The following is a 21,964-nucleotide window of genomic DNA, read 5'->3' as shown; positions in this document are numbered from 1 at the left end:
GCCGGCCGCGCCCGCCGCCGCGCCGGCGCCGTCCAACCCGCCGCCGGTGGCCAATCCCTACATGACCAAGGATCCCGCGCCCGCGCCGCTGTCCGACGAACAGCGCGCGATCAACGCCGCGACCCTGATGATCCAGGCGGGCAGCGGCACCAATGAAGAGGCGATGAATTTCACGCGCGAGTTCTATGCCGACACGGTCGACTACTTCAAGAAGTCGCGGCCGAAGTCGGAGATCCTGGCGGACAAGAAGGCCTACTTCGCGCGCTGGCCGGTGCGGCGATTCGTGGTGGACCAGAATTCGCTCAAGGCCAAGTGCCAGGACCAGATGTGCATGGTCAAGGGCCTCTACGATTTCAAGGTGTCGAGCCCGGAGCGTGGCAAGACCGCGACTGGCACGTCCAATTTCACTTACGTCCTTGACCTGCGCAACCGCTACCGCATCGTCATGGAAGACAGCGAGGTCGTCAGCCGCTGAGGCTGTCGCCGGGGAGAAGCACAATGCATTTCGGCAAGCGCGTGGCACAACTGCTGGGACTGGTGGGCATCAGCGTGGTATCGGCGTCCGCGCTGGCAATCAATTGCCAGAAGGCCAGCAACGCGGCCGAGAAGCTGATCTGTTCGGATCGCGCGGCGGTGGCCGCCGACGCCGAGTTGAACCGCGCCTACGCCGCCTTGCTGAAGCAGGCGCCGGACGCGGAGATCCGCGCGATGCTGGTGGCCAGCCAGCGGCGTTGGGTCGAAGCCCGCGACCTGCGCCTGGAGGGCCTGGCCTCCGATCCCGAATCGCTGCCCGACGACAAGACGCCCGGCGCGATCGCGGCCGACCTGATCCGTGCCCGCGCCAGCGAGTTCAAGGAACGCGGGAAGGGCGACGATATCCCCAGGCTGATCCGCGTGGCGTTGAGCCAGCGCGAGTTTCGCAAGCAGTTCACCGGCGGTCCATACTCCGGCTATGACGTGTCCTGCGACGTGCTGCCGCCGGACTACAAGTACTACGCCTGCTTTGCCACCCGCTACTACCAGAACAATGACCGCGTCTGCAGCACGGATGAATACTGGGCCACCGGCTCGGTCTACGTCCAGCGCTACGTAGCGAAGGTGGTGGACAACAAGCCGGTGCCGGTGGCGTCCTGCTCCTACAACGGCAATGACGAGAGCTGTCCGGGCAGCATTGCCGATGACGCGCGCTGGAATACGGGGCCCAAGGTGCATGCGCCGACCTATCCGTCCAAGCCGTTGCCCCAGGTCGATGGCGAGGTCGACGACAGCGACGATTACGGCTGGATCAAGGCCTGCCTGACCGACGGCAGCTTCCCGCTGTCCAACCCGACCACGGCGGGCCGCTAGGGTTGTAAAAACTGCCCTTGCGGGCAACCTTGCGAGGCGTCTTGTGAATGTCGGCTAGCCCGTGGTCCGGGCCAGGCGCTTGCGGTGATGCCGGGCATGGTCCAGCAGCGCGTCGCGCAACACCACCGCCTGGTTGTGCTCGGTGTCGCGGGCGCCATACAGCAGGGTCAGCGGACGTTCGCCGGCGGCTTGCAGCAGGGCGGCCATGCGGGCCTGCTGGGCGGGTTCGGCCAGTTCGGCCAGGTATTTTTCGCGAAAGGCGTCCCAGCGTTCGTCGACGTGGCAGAACCACTTGCGCAGTTCGGCGCTCGGGGCCAGGTCCTTGGCCCATTCGTCCAGCGCCAGGTCGGCGCGGCGCAGGCCGCGCGGCCACAGGCGGTCCACCAGGGCCCGGTAGTGCCCGTTGGGTCCGATGCCTTCGTAGACGCGTTGCACGGAAATGACGGACGGCTTCATGGCGGCTCCTGTGGCGGATGCCCCAAGTCTACTCCCCGGCAAGCCCCGTGCTAGACCGTGGCCTTGGCTTCGGGCGCGGCGGCGGCACCAGCGCGCAGCAGCAGGAAACCCACCACCGCCGAGGCCAGGGAGCCGGTCAGCACGCCGATCTTGGTGGCGTCCACCGCGGCCGGATCGGTGAAGGCCAGCGCGCCGATGAACAGGCTCATGGTGAAGCCGATGCCGCACAGTAGCGCCACGCCATAGAGCTGCGTGAAGCTGGCATGGCGCGGCAGGCTGGCGAGGCCCGATTTGATGGCCAGCCAGGCGAACCCGAACACGCCCAGTTGCTTGCCCAGGAACAGGCCCAGCGCCACGCCCAGCGGCACCGGCTGCGCCAGGCTGGACAGGCCCATGCCGGCGAATGACACACCGGCGTTGGCGAAGCCGAACACCGGCACGATCAGCAGGGCCACGGGCTTGTGCAGCGCGTGTTCCAGCGCGTGCAGCGGCGAGTGCGCACCGGCGTGGCCCTGGTTCTGCGGGCGCAGCGGAATGGTCAGCGCCAGCGCCACGCCCGCCAGCGTGGCATGCACGCCGGACTTCAGCACGAAGTACCAGAGCACCGCGCCGATTAGCAGATAGGGCGTCAGGCGCAGCACGCCGGCCCGGTTCAGGCAGACCAGGCAGGCCAGCAGCGCGCCGGCCATGGCGAGCGCGAACAGGTTCAGTTCGGACGTGTAGAACAAGGCAATGATGACGATGGCGCCCAGGTCGTCCAGGATCGCCAGCGCGGTCAGGAACACCTTCAGCGAAGTTGGCACGCGGCTGCCCAGCAGGGCCAGGATGCCGAGCGCGAAGGCGATGTCAGTGGCGGCTGGAATGGCCCAGCCGCGCAGGGTGTCGGGGCTGCCCAGGTTGATCAGCACGTAGATCAGGGCAGGCATTGCCATGCCGCCCAGGGCGGCGATGCCGGGCAGCACGATGCGGGCCGCCCCGCGCAGTTGGCCATCCAGCACCTCGCGCTTGATTTCCAGGCCCACCAGCAGGAAGAACACGGCCATCAGGCCGTCATTGATCCAGTGCAGCACGGATTCCTTGAGCATGACCGGCCCGGCCTGGAATCCCAGCTTGGTGCCGAGCACTTCGAAATAGTGCGGGGCGAGCGGGCTGTTGGCGATGACCAGGGCGACCGCGGCCGCCAGCATCAGCACATAGCCGCCGAGCGCTTCGGAGCGAAGGAACGCCTGCAGAAACGAGACGGGCCGGGACGGGTGCGGGGCCTGCAGGGTCAATATCCACTCCTTGATTGCTGCGGTGCAGCGTAAAACCTGTGATGTTGAATATTACCTGAATTCAGACCAGTCCTAGGCGTAAAGGGCGTTGATTTCTATAGGATTTGACTCTGTTCGACCCGGTGAGGCCGGTGTCCGGTCCCACCCCGAATCCGTCGTTCCGAATGCCAGGAGATCACGCTTTGTCGCCGCTTTACGTCTTGATGTACCACCCGAAAGCGGACGGCCCCGGCCGGATGGTCGAGGTGCGGCCAGAGCCCATGGTAGCGCCGGACCCCGCCTATCGGGTGGCCTATCTACAGGCCAGCGCCCGGGTGATGGATTGGGTCGCACAGGGGGCGCGGTTCGACCTGTCCACCGCGGGCGCCATCCGCGTCTGGCAAGGCGCCCGGCTGGTTGCCGCCGAAGCCCCAAGCGATGGGGCCCCGGGCCTTGCGCCCGATGATTGCGCCTATCTTGGCGCCTATCTGATCTGGCAGGGCTGCGGCTGGAACCAGGAGATGGCCGGGCCGGCGGCCCTGCCCGACGACGGTCCGCCCCGGTTGCGCATCCTGCACACGGAGGCGGCCACCTCGTTCGGCGGCCAGGAATACTGCATCTATAAGGAAATGGTCGCCATGCGCGAGCGCGGCCACCATCTCGAAGCCGTGTGCCAGCCGCGCTCGGAACTGGCGGTGCGCCTGCAGCAGGCCGGCTTTATCGTGCACATGCTGCCGATGGACGGCGTGGCCAATTTCTGGCGCACCATCGCCTGGATCCATCGGCAATTGCGCCGGACTCCCTTTGACGTCATCCATACCCATAGCCGGCGCGATACGGTGCTGGGGGCCATCGCCGGCCGCCTGGCCCGCACGCCGTTGATCGTGCGCACCCGCCACCTGGCCAAGCCGATCCACTCGCTCTATGCCTACACCTGGCTGGCGCACGGCGTGATCGCCGTCAGCGATTTCGTGCGCCGCCAGTTGCTCGATGGCGGCGCGTCGCCGGACAAGGTCGCCATGGTCCATTCCCCGGTCGAGTCGCTGAGCGCGGATGGCGGCGGCCGTGTCCGGCGCGAGCTTGGCCTGTCGGCCGACACGCCCGTCATCGGCTGCGTCGCGGCGATGCGGGCCGACAAGGGCCACCATGACCTGCTGGACGCCTTCCGCCGCGTCGTCATCCGGCATCCGCGGGCGCGGTTGGTGCTGGCGGGCGATGGCGAACCGTTGTTGTCATTGCTGCGCGAGCGCGCCGAGGCGCTCGGCCTGGCCGGTCACGTCCATTTCCTGGGCCGGCGGGAAGACATCGGCGACGTCATGAGTGCATTCGACATCTTCGCGCTGCCGACGCGTCGCGAAGCCCTGGGCACGGTGTTCATCGAGGCCGCCGGACTTGGCGTGCCGGTGATCGGCGGCGACGTGGATGGCGTGCCGGAAACCATGCTGCCCGGTGTGTCGGGCCTGCTGGTGCCGCCGGGCGACGTGCCGGCGCTGGCGCGGGCGCTGGACGAATTGCTGGACGATCCGGCGCGTCGGCGCGCCATGGGCCGGATGGGCCGTGCCTATGTCGAGGGAGGGCGATTTTCGCCGGCCGTCACCGCCACCCAGGTGGAGTACGTCTATTTGCGCTGGCTGGCCGCCCGCGGCTGGCGGGCCGGCGGCCGGCGGTGAAATCGGGCCGGCGCGTTCCGTGCCGCTGCCTCAGTGCCACAGCAGTGCGTTCATGGCCTCGACCAGCCGGTCGCGGTAGCGTGGCAACAGGGCGCGAACGCGTGCCTGGCGCGCGTGCCAGTCGGCGGATTCGGCACCCGCGGCGACACGCGGGGCCGCCCAGATCGGGTCGGGGAAGTGGCGGTCGCCGCGCCAGCGCGGGATGACGTGCCAATGCAGGTGCGGCACCATGTTGCCCAGCGACGCCAGATTGATCTTGTCGGGCGCCAGGATGGACTGCTGCGCTTCCTCGACCACGTACACGGCCCGCATCAGCAGGTCGCGGCCATGGGTCGACAGGCTGGTCATCTCGGCCAGGTGGCCGTTCCAGACCACGCGGGTGAAGCCCGGATAGTCGGGGTCGTCGACCTCGATCAGGCGCAGGTGCGGACCGCGCCACAGCAACGTGCCACCGTCGGTCTGGCACAGCGGACAGTCCGGATCGCGCGCGCTCACGGCAGCACCTTGCGATACTGGATGAAGCCGGACCGGTCGGCGATGCGGTCATACAGCTGCATGGCGGTGGCGTTGGTCTCGTGGGTCAGCCAGTACACGCGGGCGCAGTTGGCGGCGGCGGCCTGGGCGTAGACGTGCTCGATCAGCTTGCGGCCGGCGCCGGTGCCGCGGGCGGCGGGATCCACATACAGGTCCTGCAGGTAGCAGTAATCGCCCGCCGTCCAGGTCGAGCGGTGGAAGATCCAGTGCACCATGCCGACCGCCTTGCCGCTGTCGTAGGCCAATGCCGCGTGCATCGGCTCGGCGGGATCCAGGAAGCGGGCCCAGGTGTTGCGGGTGACGGCATCGGCGATGTCGACGCGATAGAAGTCCTGGTAGCCTTTCCACAGCGGCAGCCAGACGTCAAAATCGGTGGCGACGGCGGGGCGGATTTCGGCGGAGCTCATGGCGCGGGGGCCTCCTGCGGATCAAAGTTGGTTTTCGAGGGTTTCGACGATGTGCCGCAGCACTTGCAGGCGAGCGTAGCGCTTGTCGTTGGCCGACACCAGGTGCCACGGCGCGTGCTTGACGTCGGTACGCGCCAGCATTTCATTGGTGGCGGCGGCGTATTCCTTCCATTTGTCGCGATTGCGCCAGTCGTCGGGGGTGATCTTGAAGTTCTTGAACGGCGATTTCTCGCGGTCCTTGAAGCGTTCGAGCTGCACATCGGCGGTGATCGCCAGCCAGAACTTCATCACCAGCGCGCCGCTGCCCGCCAGTTGTGCCTCGAAGTCGTTGATTTCGGCATAGGCGCGGCGCCACTGCGCGGGCGGGGTGAGCTTTTCGACCCGTTCGACCAGCACCCGGCCATACCAGGAGCGGTCGAAGATCGCGATGCGGCCGCGGCGCGGCACATGGCGCCAGAAGCGCCACAGGTACGGGCGCGACAGTTCATAGCTGTTGGGCGCGGCCACTGGCGTGATATCGAACTGGCGCGCGTCCAGCGCGTGGGTGATGCGGCGGATGGCGCCGCCCTTGCCGGCGGCGTCCTGGCCCTCGAACACCAACACCAGCGAGCGTTCCTGGAACTTCTTCGAGCGCGCCGCGCGCGCCAGCCGGCCTTGCAACAAGCCAAGCTCGGACTCGTAGTCCTCGCGGTCGAGCTTGGCGTCATAGTCCAATTGACCCAACCGGTCGAGGATGCGGGCCGGGCCGGTGTGGGCCACGAACGTCGGCGGGATGCGCGGCACGCTCTGCTGGCGCATGGCGGCCAGGACCGCTTCGGCGGTGCGCGCGGCGCGCATGTTTTCATCGGCGCTGGGAATCACCACCCAGGGCGCATGGCCGCTGTCGGTATGGTTGATGACGACCTGGCCGCTGTTGCGGATGCGGTCATACTTCTTGTACACCTTGAGGTCGACCGGGCTGACCTGCCACGAGGTCTCGGGACTGGCCAGCAGGCGCTTGGCGCGCGCCCGCTGGGCGTCGGACGACAGGTGGAACCAGAGCTTGAGGATCTGCACGCCCTCGGCCGCCAGCATGGCCTCGAAGCGCCGGATGGCCACCGACTGCGCCTCGATGCTGTCCTGGTTGGGCTTCTTGCGCGCGGCTTCGCGGATCAGCGGCGTGTACCAGGAACCGAAAACGATGCCGGTGCTGCCCTTGGGCGGCAGGTCTTTCCAGTAGCGCCACATCGGCGGACGCTCCAGTTCGCCGCCTTCCGGCGGGCCGTAGGCCAGCGTCCTGATGTGGCGCGGGTCCATCCACTCGTTGAGCAGGTTGACCGTGGCGCCCTTGCCGGCGCCGTCGATGCCGGCCACCACCACCAGCAGGGATTTCTCCGCCTTCTGCAAACGCTGGTATTGCGCATTCAGCAGCGCGACGCGCAGCTTGGCTTCCAGCGGCTTGAAGGCTTCCTTGGACAGGACGGGGTCGGCTTCGGCTTCGGCGAACATGAGGGGATTCCGTTTGATCGGCAATCTTGTGACCGGCCGATCTTGCGGGATATCCCGGCGGCGCGCAAGTGCGCCGCCCGGCAAGCCGCGGCGCGCCCGCTACAGGGCGTCGACGGGAATCTTGAGGTAGCGCACGCCGTTGTCTTCCGCCGGCGGGAAATGGCCCGCGCGGATATTCACCTGGATGGCGGGCAGGATCAGCGTGGGCATGGACAGGGTGGCGTCGCGCTGCGTGCGCATGGCGACGAAGTCGTCTTCGCCGATGCCGTCGCGCACGTGGATGTTGGCGCGGCGCTGCTCGGCCACGGTGGTCTGCCACGCGGCTTCTCGGCCGGCGGGGGGATAGTCGTGGCACATGTAAAGGCGGGTGTCGTCCGGCAGGCTCAGCAGCTGACGGATGGAGCGGTACAACTGGTGGGCGTCGCCGCCGGGAAAGTCGCAGCGCGCGGTGCCGACGTCGGGCATGAACAGGGTGTCGCCGACGAAGACGGCGTCGCCGATGCGGTAGGCCATGTCGGCCGGCGTATGGCCGGGTACGTGCATGGCGCTCGCGGTGAGGGCGCCGATCTGGAAGGTTTCGCCATCGGCGAACAGGCGGCCGAATTGCGAACCGTCGAGCTGGAATTGGGGTTCGAGGTTGAAGATCTTCTTGAATACGCCCTGCACGGTGCGGATGCTCTGGCCGATGGCGATGACACCGCCCAACTGGCGCTGCAGATAGGGCGCGGCCGACAGGTGGTCGGCGTGCGCGTGGGTTTCCAGCAGCCAGTCGGTGCGTAGTCCGTGTTCGCGCACATAGGCGGCGACCCGGTCGGCGCTGGCGGAGCTGGTGCGGCCGGATTTGGGGTCGTAGTCCAGCACCGAATCGATGATGGCACAGGCGCCGCCCGCCACGGGCTCGTGGACCACGTAGGTAACGGTGGCGGTGACCGGGTCGAAGAAGGCCTGGATATGCGGGTTCATGAGAGGGGGCGCCGGGAGCAAAGGAGGAGGGTGCGCAGAACAATATATATTTTTCAATAATATTGTTGGATAGTTTATCCGTCAATATAATGATCAAACTCTTTTCCGCCGATTGATCCCCATCAAATGCTGACTGCCCTGAACGATTGCGAAGTCGCCGCGCTGCGCGAATCCGCCTCCCAGGCCTGCGCGCTGCTCAAGGCGCTGGCCAATGAAGACCGGCTGCTGCTGCTGCTGTGCCAACTGGTGCAGGGCGAGCGCAACGTCGGTGAACTGGAATCCCTGACCGGCATCCGCCAGCCGACGCTGTCGCAGCAACTGGGCGTGCTGCGCGACGAGGGCCTGGTGAGCACGCGGCGCCAGGGCAAGTACGTGTACTACCAACTGGCCAGCTTCGAGGTCGACCAGGTCATGAAGACACTGTCGAGCCTGTATTGCGGTCGGACCATGGCGGCGCTCGCATCATGATCGACCTGTCCGCCTTTACCCCTGCAAGCGCGCTCGCCGGCGGCGCGGTCATTGGCGTGGCCGCCGTTCTCATGATGCTGGGCGCGGGCCGCATCGCCGGCATCAGCGGCATCCTCGGCGGGCTGTTGCCGCCTGATCGAAATGCCGGCTGGCGGCTGGCGTTCCTGCTGGGGTTGTGCCTGTCGCCCTGGCTGTATCGGCTGGGCAGCGCGCTGCCGCCGATCGTGGTGGAAGCGGGCAATGCAAGGCTGATCGCGGCCGGCCTGCTGGTTGGCATTGGCACGCGTTACGCGTCGGGGTGTACCAGCGGCCACGGCGTCTGCGGGCTGGCGCGCGGCTCGCGCCGTTCCCTGGCGGCGACGGCGCTTTTCATGGCGGCGGGGTTCGCCACCGTGTATGTCGCGCGGCACCTGATGGGAGGCTGACATGGTGGCCTTGTTCGCGTTTCTCTCGGGATTGGTGTTCGGTCTGGGACTGCTTGTTTCCGGCATGGCCAACCCCGCCAAGGTGCTGGGCTTCCTGGACCTGGCGGGAAGCTGGGATCCTTCGCTGGCGTTGGTGATGGGCGGTGCGCTGGCCGTGACGGCAGCGGGCTTTGCCTGGTTGCGCCGTCGCCGTGCCAGCCTGTCCGGCGAGCCGCTGCATTGGCCCACGGCCACGCGTATCGATCCGCGGCTGGCGTTGGGCAGCCTGGCGTTTGGCGCGGGCTGGGGGCTGGCGGGTTTCTGCCCCGGCCCGGCGCTGGTGGCGGCGGCGGCCGGCGTGCGGGAAGCCCTGATCTTCGTGGCGGCCATGGTGGCCGGCATGGCGCTGTACTCGGCAATTCAATACATGACGAACCGGCCACCCCGGACCGGTCGATAGCAGGGAGACAAGCATGCAGACGGCAGCACAGGCGCGGCGCGATTTCGACGTGGTGGTGGTCGGGGGCGGTTCGGCGGGCATCGGCGTGACCGCCAGCCTGCTGCGCCGCCGTCCGGACCTGCGCATCGCGGTCATCGAGCCCAGCGACAAGCACTACTATCAGCCGGCCTGGACGCTGGTCGGCGGTGGCGCCTTCGACGTCGCCAAGACCGTGCGGCCGACGCGGTCGGTGATGCCGGGCCGCGCCACTTGGCTGCAGGCCGCGGCGGCGGGTTTCGAGCCCGAGGCCAATCAGGTCCGGCTGGCGGATGGCAGCGCGGTCAGCTACCAGCAATTGATCGTGTGTCCGGGACTGCGCCTGGCCTGGGACAAGGTCGAGGGCCTGTCGGAAACGCTGGGCCGCAATGGCGTCAGTTCCAACTACCGCTTCGACCTGGCGCCCTACACCTGGGAGCTGGTGCGCGGCCTGAAAGGCGGCAAGGCGCTGTTCACGCAGCCGGCCATGCCGATCAAGTGCGCCGGCGCGCCGCAGAAGGCCATGTACCTGGCGTGCGACCACTGGCGCCGCAGCGGCGTGCTGGATCGCATCAATGTCGAATTCGACCTGGCCGGCGCGGTGCTGTTCGGCGTGCCGACCTTCGTGCCGCCGCTGATGCGCTATGTGGAAAGCTACGGCATTTCGCTGGCGTTCAATTCGGCGCTGGTGGCGGTGGACGGCCCGGCGCGCAAGGCCTGGTTCGACGTCAAGGACGCCGAGGGGGCGGTGACCCGTGTAGAGAAGTCATTCGACATGCTGCACGCGGTGCCGCCGCAGGTGCCGCACGATTTCCTGCGCCAGAGCGCGCTGGCCGATGCGGCCGGCTGGTGCGAGGTCGATCCGGCCACGCTGCGCCACGTGCGCTACGACAACATCTTCGGGCTGGGCGATGGCATCAGCACCACCAACGCCAAGACCGCGGCGGCGGCGCGCAAGCAGATCGTCACGGTGGCCGAGAACCTGCTGGCGGTGCGCGAAGGGCATGCGCTGCCGGTGACGTACGATGGCTACGGCTCGTGCCCGCTGACGGTTGAGCGCGGCCGCATCGTGCTGGCCGAGTTCGGCTATGGCGGCAAGCTGCTGCCCACCTTCCCGCTGGACCCGACCGTGCCGCGCAAGAGCGCCTGGTTCCTGAAGGCGACGATGCTGCCGTGGATCTACTGGAACGGCATGCTCAAGGGCCGCGAATGGCTGGCCCGTCCGTTGGGCAATTGAGCCTGCCGTCGCCGGCGGCGCTGCCGCGCCCGGGCTTTGCCGGTCCCGGGCGCGCGCCTTTCTTCTTCTTATCCTTGTTATTCGTAGGTGCGGATGTCGTCGATGACCTTGCCGTCGTTGGGCAGGGAGCCGGCCTCGGCCCATTCGACGTCGCTGCGCAGCTTGGTCACGTCGCGCACCGATTCGGCGATGCGGGCGCCCAGGTCTTCGCCGCGCACGCGTGATTCCACCCGCAGCACCATTTTGTCCGACCCGGTGGTGCCGCTGATCACCAGGCGTGCCCGCAGGATTTCCGGGTGGCGGCGCACCACGTCGGCCACCTGCGAGGGATGCACGAACATGCCGCGCACCTTGGTGGTCTGGTCGGCGCGTCCCATCCAGCCCTTGATGCGGGTGTTGGTGCGGCCGCAGGGCGAGATGCCCGGCATCACCGCCGACAGGTCGCCGGTGCCGAAGCGCACCAGCGGGTAGTCGGGGTTCAGCGTGGTGACCACGACTTCGCCCACTTCGCCATCGGGCACCGGTTCGCCGGTGCCGGGCCGCACGATCTCGACGATGATGTCCTCGCCGAGCACCAGGCCCTGGCGCGCCGGCGTCTCGAACGCGATCATGCCCAGGTCGGCGCTGCCGTAGGCCTGGTAGCCCTCGATGCCGCGCGCGGCCAGCCAGTCGCGCAGCGACGGCGGGAAGGCTTCGCCGGACACCAGGGCGCGGCGCAGCGAATCCAGCTTCACGCCGAGTTCGTCGGCCTTTTCCAGGATGATCTTCAGGAAGCTGGGCGTGCCGGTGTAGCCGCTGGGCGCCAGGTCCTGGATCGCGCGCACCTGCTGTTCGGTCTGGCCGGTGCCGCCGGGGAACACGGTGCAGCCGACGGCGTGCGCGGCGGTCTCCATCATCGAGCCGGCTGGCGTGAAGTGATAGGAGAAGCAGTTGTAGGCCAGCTCGCCGGCGCGAAAGCCCGCGGCGTACAGCGCGCGGGCAAAGCGCCAGTAGTCGGCGCGCGCGCTTTCGGGTTCGTAGATCGGGCCGGGCGAGGCGAACACGCGCATGGCTTCGCCCCAGCCGATGGCCGAGAAGCCGCCGAAGGCCTTTTGCGGTCCGGCCGGTTGCGCCGCCTGTTCGCGGCTGTGCTGCTGGCGTTCCAGCAGCTCGTGCTTGCGCAGCACCGGCAGGCGCGCCAGCGCGGCGCGCGAGGTGACCGTGGCGGGGTCGATGCCGCGCAGTTGCTCGGCAATGGCCGGCGCGCGGGCGATGGCGCGGGCGATGGCGTCGGGCAGGGCCGCCATCAGGTCGCGCTCGCGTTGCTCGGGCGCTCGGGTTTCCAGGACATCGAAAAACTCGGACATGGGATCGCACCCTCTCGTGTGCCGTACTGCGGTGTCGTTGCCGGCGGCGAGCCGGACCGCGCCGGCGTCGCCGCTCCAGGGATCAGGCCAGCCAGCGTTTGCGGCGGCGGTAGAACTTGTTGTCGCGGAAACTCTTGCGTTCGCCGCTGGAAATGCCCAGGTAGAACTCTTTCACGTCCTCGTTCTGGGCCAGGTCCTGCGCGGCGCCGTCCATCATCACGCGGCCGTTCTCCAGGATGTAGCCGTAGTCGGCATAGCGCAGCGCGATGTTGGTGTTCTGCTCGGCCAGCAGGAAGCTGACGCGCTCGCGCTGGTTCAGGTCGCGCACGATCTCGAAGATTTCCTCGACGATCTGTGGCGCCAGTCCCATGGACGGCTCGTCCAGCAGGATCATGTTGGGGTTGGCCATCAGCGCGCGGCCGATGGCGGTCATCTGTTGTTCGCCGCCCGAGGTGTAGCCGGCCTGGCTGGCGCGGCGCTGCTTCAGGCGCGGGAAATACTGATAGACGCGCTCCAGCGCCGCGCTGGTGTCGCCGCGGCTGAGGTCGCGGGTGTAGGCGCCCGTCAGCAGGTTCTCTTCGATGGTGAGGTGGGCGAAGCAATGGCGGCCCTCCATCACCTGCACCACGCCGCGCTTGACCAGTTCGGCCGGCGACAGCTTTTCGATGCGCTGGTCGCGGTACTGGATGTGGCCCTTGGTGACGTCGCCGCGCTCGCCCTTGAGCAGGTTCGAGATGGCGCGCAACGTGGTGGTCTTGCCGGCGCCGTTGGCGCCCAGCAGGGCCACGATCCGGCCTTCCGGCACCTGCAGGGACACGCCCTTGAGCACCAGGATGACGTGGTTGTAGATCACCTCGATGCCGTTCACATCGAGCAGCACCTTGGGGGTGTCGGCGGTAGTAGCGGTAGTCGTTGCTGCGGTCATGGCGGTTCCTGCGGCTTGGTGGCGGCCGACGCCGTGGGGCGCCGGCCGCCGGTTCACATCAGTTCTCGCAAGTGCGGGGCGTGATGTTCTTTTCCTTGGCGTACTTCGCCGCGGCTTCCTTCACCATCGGGTCCAACAGGGTCTTGTCGGCCTGGTACCAGTCCGAGACGACCTTGAACTTGGCGCCGTCCCACTGCACGATGCGGGCCCAGTCGTCGCCCTTGTGGTTGCTGCACGAGGTCTTGACCGGGCGCATGATCTGGCCGAAGCCCAGCTGGTTCAGGCGTTCCTGTGTCAGGTTCAGGTTCTCGAAGCCCCAGCGCACCTGGTCGGGCGTGAGCGCCTTGCCCTTGCCGAACTTTTCCTGCGCGGTACGGATCGCCTCGACCTGCAGCATCGAGATCATCATGCCGCGGGTGTGGGCGATGGTGCCGAGCGTGGTCTTGCCCGTCTTGTCCGAACCCTGGCCCTTGTCGTAGACGTACTTCTTCAGATCGTCATAGACCTTGTCGTGGTCGGCGCCGCTGTTGTGGATGGTGATGGCGTTGTAGCCCTTGGCGACATCGCCCAGGTCCTTGACGTCGCCTTCGGAGCCGGCCCACCAGATCGCGTACATCTTGTCGCGCGGGTAGCCGCTGGCCTGCGCTTCGCGGATGGCGGTGGGCGTCATGATGCCGGCGCTCCACAGCAGCACATAGGCCGGGCGCGCCTGGCGGATCTGTAGCCAGGTGGACTTCTGTTCCACGCCGGGGGCGGTCACCGGATACAGCAGCAGCTCGAAGCCTTCCTTGGCGGCGCGCTTCTGCAGCAGCGGGATCGGTTCCTTGCCATAGGGTGAGTCGTGGTAGACCAGGGCGATCTTCTTGCCCTTGAGCTTGTCCATGCCGCCTTCTTTCTTGGCGATGTCCTGGATCATCACGTCGGCGGCGGTCCAGTAGGTGCCGAGCAGCGGGAAGTTCCACTCGAACACGCTGCCATCGACCGATTGCGACAGGCCGTAGCCCATCGTCTCGACCGGCACCTTGTCCACCATGGCCTTGTCGCTGACCGCGAAGGTGATGCCGGTCGATTGCGTGTCGAAGCCCGAGGCGCCGGTGCCCTTGCCCTTCAGGCGCTCGTAGCACTCGACGCCGCGATCGGTGGCGTAGGCGGTTTCGCATTCCTCGTAGGTGATCTTGACGCCGTTGACGCCGCCGTCGCGTTCGTTGACCAGCTTCAGGTAATCCAGCTTGCCATCGGCCCAGGGAATGCCCAGCGGCGCGAACGACCCGGTCCGGTACACCAGCAACGGAACGAACTGCTCTTCCGCCGCCATTGCCGGCGTGGCCACGGCGCCCACGGCGCCGGCTGCGGCCACCAAGGCTGCCGCCAACTTCAGGTTAAGACGCTTCATCTCCATTTACCTCCTGCGTGGTGTTTGGGTCATAAACCCTCGGACACCGGGGTTGGCCCGGTCTGGAGCCGGGTATTCAGGATGTCGGTCGTGGCGCGGATACCGCTACTACCGACGATGATCACAACGGGAGCCGCACCATCCGGGCCGCGGCGGATCCGGCTTTGCCGGTCCCCAGCGGCGCCCCTTGAGGGGGGAAGCGCCGCAGGCGCTTTCGGGGGTGGGCCCATCATTAGTGGGGGAAGGGCCAGATGCGGAGCTTTTCCTTGCCGATGCTCCACAACCGCGCCAGCCCGTGCGGCTCGGCGATCAGGAAGAACACGATCAGCGCGCCGAACACCATGTGCTCGACGTGCGCGGCGGTGTCCACCGACAGCGACAGGCCCAGCATGTGCGGCACGTTGGTCAGCGCCACCGGCACCAGCACAATGAAGGCCGCGCCGAAGAAGCTGCCGATGATGGAACCCAGTCCGCCGATGATGACCATGAACAGCAACTGGAACGAACGCGTCAGGTCGAAGGCCAGCGGCTCCCACGAGCCCAGGTGGATGTAGCCCCACAGCGCGCCGGCCACGCCGACGATGAACGAGCTGACCGCGAACGCGGTGAGCTTGGCGTACATCGGGCGGATGCCGATGACCGAGGCGGCCACGTCCATGTCGCGGATCGCCATCCACTGGCGGCCGATGGCGCCGCGCACCAGGTTCTTGGCCAGCAGGCTGAAGATCACCACCAGGATCAACACGAACAGGTACTTTTCCAGCGCGCTCTGTACCGGCAGGCCGAAGGCGGTCAGCGGCGGCACCGAGACGTTGCCCGACGACGAATAGTTGGTGAAGAACGGGATGCGCAGGAACGCCCAGTCGACGAAGAACTGCGCCGCCAGCGTGGCCACGGCCAGGTACAGGCCGCGGATGCGCAGGCTGGGAATGCCGAAGATCACGCCAACGATGGTGGCGAAGCACCCGCCCAGCAGGATCTGGACGATCAGCGGCATGCCCGGGAAGCGCACGCCGAAGTTCCAGGCGGCATACGCGCCCACCGCCATGAAGGCGCCCGTGCCCAGCGAGATCTGGCCGCAATAGCCCACCAGGATGTTCAGGCCGACGGCGGCCAGCGACAGGATCAGGAACGGGATCAGGATGGCGCGCAGCAGGTAGTCGCTGGACAGCGCCGGGATGGCGATGAACGCCACCGCCAGCAGCAGCCAGATGAAGACGCGGTCCTGGCGGATCGGGAAGATCTGCTGGTCGGCGCGATAGCTGGTCTTGAATTGGCCGTTTTCGCGATAGAACATGTTTTTATCCTAGAAGGCCGTGGTCAGACGCGGTCGATGATCTTCTCGCCGAACAGCCCTTGCGGACGGAACAGCAGGAACACCAGCGCCAGCACATAGGCGAACCAGATTTCGATGCCGCCGCCCACCAGCGAACCCAGGTAGACCTCGGACAGCTTTTCGCCCACGCCGATGATCAGGCCGCCGAGAATGGCGCCCGGCACCGAGGTCAGGCCGCCCAGAATCACCACCGGCAGCGCCCGCAGCGCCGCGGTCGAGAGCGTGAACTGCACGCCGAACTTGGAGCCCCAGATGATGCCGGCCACCAGCGCCACCAGGCCGGCCACGCTCCAGACGATGACCCAGATGCGGTTCAGCGGAATGCCGATGGACTGCGCCGCCTGGTGGTCGTCCGCCACGGCGCGCAGCGCGCGGCCGGTGGAGGTGAACTGGAAGAACAGCGCCAGCGCGGCCACCAGCAGCGCGGCGATGACCGCGGCGGTCAGGTCTTCGAGGTTGATGAGCAGGCCGCCTTCGAACACCGAGTCCAGGATCATCAACGGATCCTTCGGCATGCCGACGTTGATGGAATAGACCGAGCTGCCGAACGAGATCTGGCCCAGGCCGTCAAGGAAATAGCTGATGCCCAGCGTGGCCATGAGCAGGGTGGTGGCCTCCTGGTTGACCAGGTGGCGCAGCACGAAGCGCTCGATCGCCACGGCCAGCAGGAACATGAGGATGGCGCTGACGATGAACGCCAGCACGTTGGCCAGGATCATGTTTTCGAAGCCGAACCAGCGCGGTATCCACTCCGAGAAGCGCGCCATCGACAGCGCCGCCACCAGCACCATGGCGCCCTGCGCGAAGTTGAACACGCCCGACGCCTTGAAGATCAGCACGAAGCCCAGGCCGATCAGGGCGTACAGCATGCCGCTCATCAGGCCGCCGAATAAGGTTTCCAGAAAAAATCCCATCATTCGCCCCTTAAGTCCGTGCAGCCAGTGAGTTTTCTCCCTCCCCCTCGGGGGGAGGGTTAGGGGCGGGGGCTGTTGCCTGCGCTTCGGCGTCCTGGGTGACGGCGGCTTCGCCGCCGACGCCAAGGTACGCTCGGATGACGTCTTCGTTGGCGCGCACCTCATCGGGCTTGCCGTCGCCGATCTTTTTGCCGTAGTCCAGCACCACCACGCGGTCGGAGATGTCCATGACCACGCCCATGTCGTGCTCGATCAGCACGATGGTGGTGCCGAATTCGTCGTTCACGTCGAGGATGAAGCGGCTCATGTCCTGCTTCTCCTCGATGTTCATGCCGGCCATCGGCTCGTCCAGCAGCAGCAGGCGCGGCTCCATGGCCAGCGCGCGGCCCAGGTCAACGCGCTTTTGCAGGCCGTAGGGCAGGCGCCCCACGGGCGTTTTGCGATACGCCTGGATCTCGAGGAAGTCGATGATGTTCTCGACGAACTGGCGGTGCTCGATCTCTTCGCGTTCGGCGGCGCCCAGGCGGAAGGCCTGCGCCAGCAGCCCGCACTTCATGCGCAGATTGCGTCCGGTCATGATGTTGTCCAGCACGCTCATGCCCTTGAACAGGGCCAGGTTCTGGAAGGTGCGCGCGATACCCATTTCGGCGGCGCGGCGTGGATTCATGCGCGAAAAGCGCTCGCCGCGGAAGGCGATGCCGCCCTGCTGCGGCGTGTAGACGCCGTTGATGACGTTCAGCATCGAACTCTTGCCCGCGCCGTTGGGGCCGATGATGGCGCGGATCTCGTGCTCGCGCACATTGAAGGAAATGTCCGTCAGCGCCTTGACGCCGCCGAAGGACAGCGAGATGTTCTGCATGTCCAGCATCACGTCGCCGATGCGCTGGTCGCGGTCGTTGTTGCTCATGGTCTCTACGCGGCTCGGGCGGTGATGGCGGGGAACGTCTTGACCGGGCGGATCTTCAGGTCGGCGGCGATCTTGCCGGTGCGGCCGTCCTCGAACTTCACTTCGGTTTCGATGTACTGGGACGGCTTGCCTTCGAACAGGGCGTCGATCAGCACGCCGTACTTTTGCGCGATGAAGGCGCGCCGCACCTTGCGGGTGCGCGTCAGTTCGTCGTCATCCGGATCCAGTTCCTTGTGCAGGATCAGGAAGCGGCCGATCTGCGAGGCCGACAGCTTGGGATCGGTGGCCAGGTCGGCATTGACCTGCTCGACGCAATCGGCGATGAGCTGGTAGACCTCGTCCTTGCCCGCCAGGTCGGTATAGCCGGCGTAGGGCAGGCCGCGGCGCTCGGCCCAGTTGCCCACGGCTTCCAGGTCGATGTTGATGAAGGCGCACACGTCCTGGCGGCCGGCGCCGAACGCCACTGCTTCCTTGATGTGCGGGAAGAACTTGAGCTTGTTCTCGAGATACTTGGGCGCGAACAGGCTGCCGTCGGCCAGCTTGCCGACGTCCTTGGCGCGGTCGATGATCTTGAGCTGGCCATCGGTGTCCAGGTAACCCGCGTCGCCCGTGTGGAACCAGCCGTCGGCGCTGCGCGCTTCCTGCGTGGCGCCCGGGTTGCGGTAGTACTCCTTGAACAGGCCGGGGCTCTTGACCAGGATTTCGCCGTTGTCGGCCACGCGGATCTCCACGCCGGCCACGGGCGGGCCGACGGTGTCGTCGCGCACCTGGCCGTCCGGCTGCACGCAGACGAACACCGAGGTTTCGGTGGAGCCGTAGAGCTGCTTGAGGTTGATGCCGATGGAGCGGTAGAACACGAACAGGTCGGGGCCGATGGCCTCGCCGGCCGTATAGGCCACGCGCACGCGGCTCATGCCCAGCGCATTGCGCAGCGGACCGTAGATCAGCACATTGCCCAGCGCGTAGCGCAGGCGGTCCCAGGCGTTGACCGGTTCGCCGTCCAGGATGCGGGTGCCGACGCGGCGCGCCAGCTTCATGCAGGCATGGAACAGCTTGCGCTTGAGATAACCGGCGTCCTCCATGCGGATCATCACATGGGTCAGCAGGCCTTCCAGCACGCGCGGCGGCGCGAAGTAGTAGGTGGGGCCGATGTCGCGCATGTCGATCGACACGGTATCGGGCGACTCCGGATGGTTCACGGTGAAGCCCGTGACCAGCAGCTGCGTGTACGAAAACATGTTCTGCCCGATCCAGGCCGGCGGCAGGTAGGCCAGCACGTCCTCGCGGTCGGTCAGGTTCTCCATCTCGGACACGGCGCGGGCGCGGTCGATCAGCGCATGGTGCGTCAGCACCACGCCCTTGGGCTTGCCGGTGGTGCCGGAGGTATAGAACATCGCGGCCGCGTCGTGCGGCTGCACCGCGGCCACGGCGCGGGCGAAGAAGTCGGGATGCTGCGCGGCGTACTCGCGGCCAATCTCCTCGAGCCGGTCGTACGACAGCAGCATCGCATCGGTGTAGTGGCGCAGGCCGCGCGGATCGTCGTAGACCACGTGCTTGAGCGCGGGGCATTGCTCGCGCACTTCCAGCATCTTGTCGACCTGCTCCTGGTCCTCGACCACGGCGACGCTGATCTCGGCGTCCTGCAGCACGTAGACCATTTCCTGGGCCACGGCGTCCTGGTAGAGCGGAACGGGAATGGCGCCGAGCGATTGCGTGGCCATCATGGCCATGTACAGGCGCGGCCGGTTCTCGCCGATCACGGCCACGTGCATACCGGGCTGGATGCCCAGCGATGCCAGCCCGTGGGCGACCTGGCGCACGTGCTCAGCCACTTGCGACCAGGTAAGGGTTTGCCAGATACCCAGGTCTTTCTCACGTATCGCGGGCCGCGACCCGCGTACGTCGGCATGCGCGAACAGCAGCGCCGGAAAAGTATCCAGCGCCGCCGGCATCGTTGCGGATGCGGGCGATGAATGTGCCACGTTGTCTCCTCCGGTTTGGGCACATCGCACCCGAGGCCGCTAACGCGGCGCGCGGGAGATCGCGCTTGACCAGTTGGTTTTAGATTTACGGCAGGAGTTAAGGTATAAGGTTGGGTTGCTACCAACTGTCACCATCGCGACATTCAAGGAGCTTTTAGGGTATTCCCGATGCAGCTATCCGACTCCCTGCAACTGGCCGCGGCCTGGTTTCGCGTACTCGACGCCGAGCAGCAAGCGCGCGTCGAGCGAGACCTGTCCGTGCAGCAAGTTGCCGCCGGGTCGATCATAGAGCGCAAAGGCGAACTCGCCCAGGCTTGGATCGGCGTGCTGGCGGGCCTGGTGAAGGTGTCGGTGGGAAATGCCGAAGGCAAGGTCGCATCGCTGACCGGCGTGCCCGCGGGCGGCTGGATCGGCGAGGGCTCGCTGCTCAAGCGCGAAGTCCGCAAGTACGACATCGTGGCGCTGCGCGATTCCGTCGTCGCGCGCCTGCCGGCCACCACTTTCGATTGGCTGCTGGACACCAGCATTCCCTTCAACCGCTACCTGCTGCACCAGTTGAACGAACGCGTCGCCCAGTTCATCGGCAAGGCCGAATACGACCGCCTGCTGGATCCGGACGCGCGCGTGGCGCGCTGCCTGGCCGAGCTGTTCAACCCGCTGCTGTACCCCGGCATGGGCATGCGCCTGACGATCACGCAGGAAGAGGTCGGTTACCTGGCGCGGGTCTCGCGCCAGCGCGCCAACCAGGCGCTGCGCAAGCTGGAAGAGGCCGGGCTGCTGAATGTCGAGTACGGCGCCGTGCGGGTGCTGGACCTGGACGGCTTGAAGCGCTACGGTTCCGACCGCGGGGCGCTGGAAGGCGAGCACGCCGCCTGAACGGGGCCGAGACGCCAGCCTTGGTCGACACGGCGCGGGGCTCAGGCCCTTGGGGGTGTCGCCTGATACCCCCCTGTTCACCATCTTCGACGGGGCCTTCCTGCCGCAGCGCAGCACGCGAGAGGACGCCAATCGCCATGGCGGATACAAAAGCCCGGAAAAAGTGCTTGACGATAAATAGTGCGCTATTTAATATTGCGCAATGAAATCCAGATCCCAGCCCAAAAGCGCGTTCAACCCGCTGCTGCTAGACAGCCAGCTGTGTTTCGCCCTGTACTCGACCTCCCTGGCGATGAACAAGGTGTACCGCAAGCTGCTGCGCGGCCTGGATCTGACGTATCCGCAGTACCTGGTCATGCTGGTGCTGTGGGAACGCGACGAAATCACGGTCACCGACATCGGCGAACGCCTGTTCCTGGACTCGGCCACCCTGACGCCGCTGCTCAAGCGGCTGGAGGCGGCCGGCCTGGTTACCCGGGCCCGCGCGCAGGATGACGAACGCCAGGTCATCGTCACCCTGACCCGTCAGGGCCGCGACCTGCGCAACCAGGCCGAAGCCGTGCCCCACGCCATCGCCGCAGCGGCCCAGTGTTCGCTGGAAGAGGCGCAGGGCACCATGAAGTCGTTGCACGAATTGCGGGAAAAGTTGGTCAGCAGTCTTTGATTCGCAGTCTTTGCGGAGGATGATGGCAATCGCTGTCATTCCCGGTTATAAATAGTGCACGATGTAATCGTGTGCTATCAAATCAGTAAGGGTCGAAGCGGGAACGTTCCCGTCAGCCCGGCAGTCCCCCCACCTTCATCCAAAAGGAAAGCACCATGTCCATCGAAAAAGTCCTCTACCGCGCCCACGCCCACGTCACCGGCGGCCGTGAAGGCACTGGCGTCTCCAGCGACGGCAACCTGAACGTCAAGCTGACCACCCCGAAGGAACTGGGCGGCGCCGGCGCGGCCGGCACCAACCCCGAGCAGCTGTTCGCCGTCGGCTACTCCGCCTGCTTCATGGGCGCCATGAAGTTCGTCGCCGGCCGCGACAAGATCGCCATGCCCGCCAACGCCACCATCGACGGCTCGGTCGGCATCGGCCCCATCCCCACCGGTTTCGGCATCGAAGCCGAACTGAAGATCTCGCTGCCTGGCATGGACCGCGCCGAAGCCGAAAAACTCGTCGCCGCCGCCCACATCGTCTGCCCCTACTCGAACGCCACCCGCGGCAACATCGACGTCACCCTGACCATCACCGTCTAAGCACAGCGCGCGTCCCGCGCGCCAAAAGCAAAGGCAGGATTGCGCCACCGCGCAATCCTGCCTTTTTTCATCCGCTCCACTCCCAAGAACAGGCGGCCCACCAAGCCGTCCGTCACCCGCGCGCAGCGTCATCCGCCAACGCAAAACCAGCGCGTAAGCCCAAAAAGGCCGCCCGCGCGGCCGCCTTTGGGCGGGCCCCGCAAGATCTTCAGCGAGAGCACCCGCGGCCAAAGCATGCCAAGCACACGGCTAACCCCAGCAGCGCAGGAACCAAAGCAATCGCGAGCACGGCGGGGCGGCGGGCGGTGGCGGGCGGGGCGTGTAGATGCGCCCGA

Annotated in this window: 22 protein-coding genes and 1 pseudogene; 10 read left to right on the top strand and 13 right to left on the bottom strand. The window is 66.8% G+C overall.

Translation table 11 applies throughout. From position 1 onward, the window contains the following. Together AruCF_RS30105 and AruCF_RS27680 are read left to right on the top strand one after the other, a co-directional pair. Nucleotides 1-475: pseudogene (locus tag AruCF_RS30105) on the top strand (hypothetical protein); the annotation flags it as partial. Nucleotides 476-498: 23 nt separating this feature from the next. After that, nucleotides 499-1,347 (top strand): lysozyme inhibitor LprI family protein, encoded by an 849-nt coding sequence (locus AruCF_RS27680; protein ID WP_049076992.1) that lies wholly within the window; start codon nt 499-501, stop codon nt 1,345-1,347. Between the two features lie 54 nt (nt 1,348-1,401). On the opposite strand, the gene AruCF_RS27675 is transcribed toward AruCF_RS27680, so the two are convergent. Both AruCF_RS27675 and nhaA read right to left on the bottom strand, forming a co-directional pair. Continuing rightward, nucleotides 1,402-1,803: a DUF488 domain-containing protein gene (locus AruCF_RS27675; RefSeq protein WP_083037038.1), complete on the bottom strand. Its 402-nt coding sequence runs from the start codon at nt 1,801-1,803 to the stop codon at nt 1,402-1,404. A 50-nt stretch (nt 1,804-1,853) separates the two neighbouring features. Then, nucleotides 1,854-3,077, bottom strand: a complete 1,224-nt coding sequence (gene nhaA, locus AruCF_RS27670) for a Na+/H+ antiporter NhaA (protein WP_049076989.1) — start codon at nt 3,075-3,077, stop codon at nt 1,854-1,856. Nucleotides 3,078-3,337: 260 nt separating this feature from the next. On the opposite strand from nhaA, the gene AruCF_RS27665 reads away from it, so the two are divergent. Further along, nucleotides 3,338-4,726 (top strand): glycosyltransferase, encoded by a 1,389-nt coding sequence (locus tag AruCF_RS27665; protein WP_436404817.1) that lies wholly within the window; start codon nt 3,338-3,340, stop codon nt 4,724-4,726. A gap of 30 nt (nt 4,727-4,756) precedes the next feature. On the opposite strand, the gene AruCF_RS27660 is transcribed toward AruCF_RS27665, so the two are convergent. The 4 genes from AruCF_RS27660 to AruCF_RS27645 all read right to left on the bottom strand — a co-directional run bounded on the left by AruCF_RS27660 (nt 4,757) and on the right by AruCF_RS27645 (nt 8,118). Then, nucleotides 4,757-5,221, bottom strand: coding sequence for an HIT family protein (locus tag AruCF_RS27660; protein ID WP_049076988.1), 465 nt, complete (start codon nt 5,219-5,221; stop codon nt 4,757-4,759). Beyond that, a complete protein-coding gene (locus AruCF_RS27655; protein WP_049076985.1) occupies nt 5,218-5,667 on the bottom strand; it encodes a GNAT family N-acetyltransferase in 450 nt (149 codons plus the stop codon). Before AruCF_RS27655 ends, AruCF_RS27660 begins: the two co-directional genes overlap by 4 nt. Nucleotides 5,668-5,688: 21 nt before the next feature. Continuing rightward, a complete protein-coding gene (gene pap / locus AruCF_RS27650; protein WP_049076982.1) occupies nt 5,689-7,155 on the bottom strand; it encodes a polyphosphate:AMP phosphotransferase in 1,467 nt (488 codons plus the stop codon). Nucleotides 7,156-7,254: 99 nt separating this feature from the next. After that, nucleotides 7,255-8,118 carry an MBL fold metallo-hydrolase gene (locus AruCF_RS27645; protein WP_049076979.1) on the bottom strand — a complete coding sequence of 288 codons (864 nt, stop codon included), beginning with the start codon at nt 8,116-8,118 and terminating at the stop codon, nt 7,255-7,257. A gap of 126 nt (nt 8,119-8,244) precedes the next feature. Here AruCF_RS27645 and AruCF_RS27640 point away from each other — a divergent pair, with 126 nt between their 5' ends. The 4 genes from AruCF_RS27640 to AruCF_RS27625 are packed head-to-tail and all read left to right on the top strand — an operon-like array spanning nt 8,245 to nt 10,702. After that, nucleotides 8,245-8,586, top strand: coding sequence for an ArsR/SmtB family transcription factor (locus tag AruCF_RS27640; protein ID WP_083037037.1), 342 nt, complete (start codon nt 8,245-8,247; stop codon nt 8,584-8,586). Beyond that, nucleotides 8,580-9,011, top strand: coding sequence for a YeeE/YedE family protein (locus tag AruCF_RS27635; RefSeq protein WP_059273123.1), 432 nt, complete (start codon nt 8,580-8,582; stop codon nt 9,009-9,011). Before AruCF_RS27640 ends, AruCF_RS27635 begins: the two co-directional genes overlap by 7 nt. A gap of 1 nt (nt 9,012) precedes the next feature. Further along, nucleotides 9,013-9,450 (top strand): YeeE/YedE family protein, encoded by a 438-nt coding sequence (locus tag AruCF_RS27630; RefSeq protein ID WP_049076974.1) that lies wholly within the window; start codon nt 9,013-9,015, stop codon nt 9,448-9,450. Between the two features lie 13 nt (nt 9,451-9,463). Beyond that, complete coding sequence (locus tag AruCF_RS27625) at nt 9,464-10,702, top strand: NAD(P)/FAD-dependent oxidoreductase (protein WP_049076972.1); 1,239 nt, start codon at nt 9,464-9,466, stop codon at nt 10,700-10,702. Between the two features lie 77 nt (nt 10,703-10,779). Here the strand turns inward: AruCF_RS27625 and AruCF_RS27620 are convergent, their stop codons facing one another. The 7 genes from AruCF_RS27620 to AruCF_RS27590 all read right to left on the bottom strand — a co-directional run bounded on the left by AruCF_RS27620 (nt 10,780) and on the right by AruCF_RS27590 (nt 19,505). After that, a complete protein-coding gene (locus AruCF_RS27620; protein ID WP_049076969.1) occupies nt 10,780-12,048 on the bottom strand; it encodes a phenylacetate--CoA ligase family protein in 1,269 nt (422 codons plus the stop codon). A gap of 82 nt (nt 12,049-12,130) precedes the next feature. Continuing rightward, nucleotides 12,131-12,973: an ABC transporter ATP-binding protein gene (locus AruCF_RS27615; protein ID WP_049076966.1), complete on the bottom strand. Its 843-nt coding sequence runs from the start codon at nt 12,971-12,973 to the stop codon at nt 12,131-12,133. Between the two features lie 58 nt (nt 12,974-13,031). Beyond that, nucleotides 13,032-14,372, bottom strand: coding sequence for an ABC transporter substrate-binding protein (locus AruCF_RS27610; protein WP_080977525.1), 1,341 nt, complete (start codon nt 14,370-14,372; stop codon nt 13,032-13,034). Nucleotides 14,373-14,598: 226 nt separating this feature from the next. Beyond that, on the bottom strand, nt 14,599-15,663 hold the full coding sequence (locus AruCF_RS27605; protein WP_049076964.1) for a branched-chain amino acid ABC transporter permease: 1,065 nt from the start codon (nt 15,661-15,663) through the stop codon (nt 14,599-14,601). Nucleotides 15,664-15,686: 23 nt separating this feature from the next. Then, nucleotides 15,687-16,616, bottom strand: a complete 930-nt coding sequence (locus AruCF_RS27600) for a branched-chain amino acid ABC transporter permease (RefSeq protein WP_049078187.1) — start codon at nt 16,614-16,616, stop codon at nt 15,687-15,689. A gap of 10 nt (nt 16,617-16,626) precedes the next feature. Continuing rightward, a complete protein-coding gene (locus AruCF_RS27595; protein ID WP_006389834.1) occupies nt 16,627-17,523 on the bottom strand; it encodes an ABC transporter ATP-binding protein in 897 nt (298 codons plus the stop codon). Between the two features lie 5 nt (nt 17,524-17,528). Beyond that, nucleotides 17,529-19,505: an AMP-dependent synthetase/ligase gene (locus tag AruCF_RS27590; protein WP_049076961.1), complete on the bottom strand. Its 1,977-nt coding sequence runs from the start codon at nt 19,503-19,505 to the stop codon at nt 17,529-17,531. A 168-nt stretch (nt 19,506-19,673) separates the two neighbouring features. Here AruCF_RS27590 and AruCF_RS27585 point away from each other — a divergent pair, with 168 nt between their 5' ends. From AruCF_RS27585 to AruCF_RS27575, 3 genes are all read left to right on the top strand, one after another. Continuing rightward, a complete protein-coding gene (locus AruCF_RS27585; protein ID WP_049076959.1) occupies nt 19,674-20,381 on the top strand; it encodes a Crp/Fnr family transcriptional regulator in 708 nt (235 codons plus the stop codon). 202 nt (nt 20,382-20,583) lie between these two features. Next, nucleotides 20,584-21,045, top strand: coding sequence for a MarR family winged helix-turn-helix transcriptional regulator (locus AruCF_RS27580; RefSeq protein WP_049076957.1), 462 nt, complete (start codon nt 20,584-20,586; stop codon nt 21,043-21,045). Nucleotides 21,046-21,200: 155 nt separating this feature from the next. Then, complete coding sequence (locus AruCF_RS27575; RefSeq protein WP_024070675.1) at nt 21,201-21,629, top strand: organic hydroperoxide resistance protein; 429 nt, start codon at nt 21,201-21,203, stop codon at nt 21,627-21,629. Nucleotides 21,630-21,964: the final 335 nt, after the last annotated feature.

Source organism: Achromobacter ruhlandii (genome assembly GCF_002082135.1).
In the GTDB taxonomy this organism is placed as follows: domain Bacteria; phylum Pseudomonadota; class Gammaproteobacteria; order Burkholderiales; family Burkholderiaceae_B; genus Achromobacter; species Achromobacter ruhlandii.
This window is presented reverse-complemented; position numbering and strand designations above follow the sequence as displayed.

Coding starts and splice junctions, on each gene's coding strand:
- AruCF_RS27680 (WP_049076992.1), top strand. CDS start 499: ATGCATTTCGGCAAGCGCGTGGCACAACTGCTGGGACTGGTGGGCATC.
- AruCF_RS27675 (WP_083037038.1), bottom strand. CDS start 1,803: ATGAAGCCGTCCGTCATTTCCGTGCAACGCGTCTACGAAGGCATCGGA.
- AruCF_RS27665 (WP_436404817.1), top strand. CDS start 3,338: ATGGTAGCGCCGGACCCCGCCTATCGGGTGGCCTATCTACAGGCCAGC.
- AruCF_RS27655 (WP_049076985.1), bottom strand. CDS start 5,667: ATGAGCTCCGCCGAAATCCGCCCCGCCGTCGCCACCGATTTTGACGTC.
- pap (WP_049076982.1), bottom strand. CDS start 7,155: ATGTTCGCCGAAGCCGAAGCCGACCCCGTCCTGTCCAAGGAAGCCTTC.
- AruCF_RS27645 (WP_049076979.1), bottom strand. CDS start 8,118: ATGAACCCGCATATCCAGGCCTTCTTCGACCCGGTCACCGCCACCGTT.
- AruCF_RS27640 (WP_083037037.1), top strand. CDS start 8,245: ATGCTGACTGCCCTGAACGATTGCGAAGTCGCCGCGCTGCGCGAATCC.
- AruCF_RS27630 (WP_049076974.1), top strand. CDS start 9,013: ATGGTGGCCTTGTTCGCGTTTCTCTCGGGATTGGTGTTCGGTCTGGGA.
- AruCF_RS27625 (WP_049076972.1), top strand. CDS start 9,464: ATGCAGACGGCAGCACAGGCGCGGCGCGATTTCGACGTGGTGGTGGTC.
- AruCF_RS27620 (WP_049076969.1), bottom strand. CDS start 12,048: ATGTCCGAGTTTTTCGATGTCCTGGAAACCCGAGCGCCCGAGCAACGC.
- AruCF_RS27615 (WP_049076966.1), bottom strand. CDS start 12,973: ATGACCGCAGCAACGACTACCGCTACTACCGCCGACACCCCCAAGGTG.
- AruCF_RS27610 (WP_080977525.1), bottom strand. CDS start 14,372: ATGGAGATGAAGCGTCTTAACCTGAAGTTGGCGGCAGCCTTGGTGGCC.
- AruCF_RS27605 (WP_049076964.1), bottom strand. CDS start 15,663: ATGTTCTATCGCGAAAACGGCCAATTCAAGACCAGCTATCGCGCCGAC.
- AruCF_RS27600 (WP_049078187.1), bottom strand. CDS start 16,616: ATGGGATTTTTTCTGGAAACCTTATTCGGCGGCCTGATGAGCGGCATG.
- AruCF_RS27595 (WP_006389834.1), bottom strand. CDS start 17,523: ATGAGCAACAACGACCGCGACCAGCGCATCGGCGACGTGATGCTGGAC.
- AruCF_RS27585 (WP_049076959.1), top strand. CDS start 19,674: ATGCAGCTATCCGACTCCCTGCAACTGGCCGCGGCCTGGTTTCGCGTA.
- AruCF_RS27580 (WP_049076957.1), top strand. CDS start 20,584: ATGAAATCCAGATCCCAGCCCAAAAGCGCGTTCAACCCGCTGCTGCTA.
- AruCF_RS27575 (WP_024070675.1), top strand. CDS start 21,201: ATGTCCATCGAAAAAGTCCTCTACCGCGCCCACGCCCACGTCACCGGC.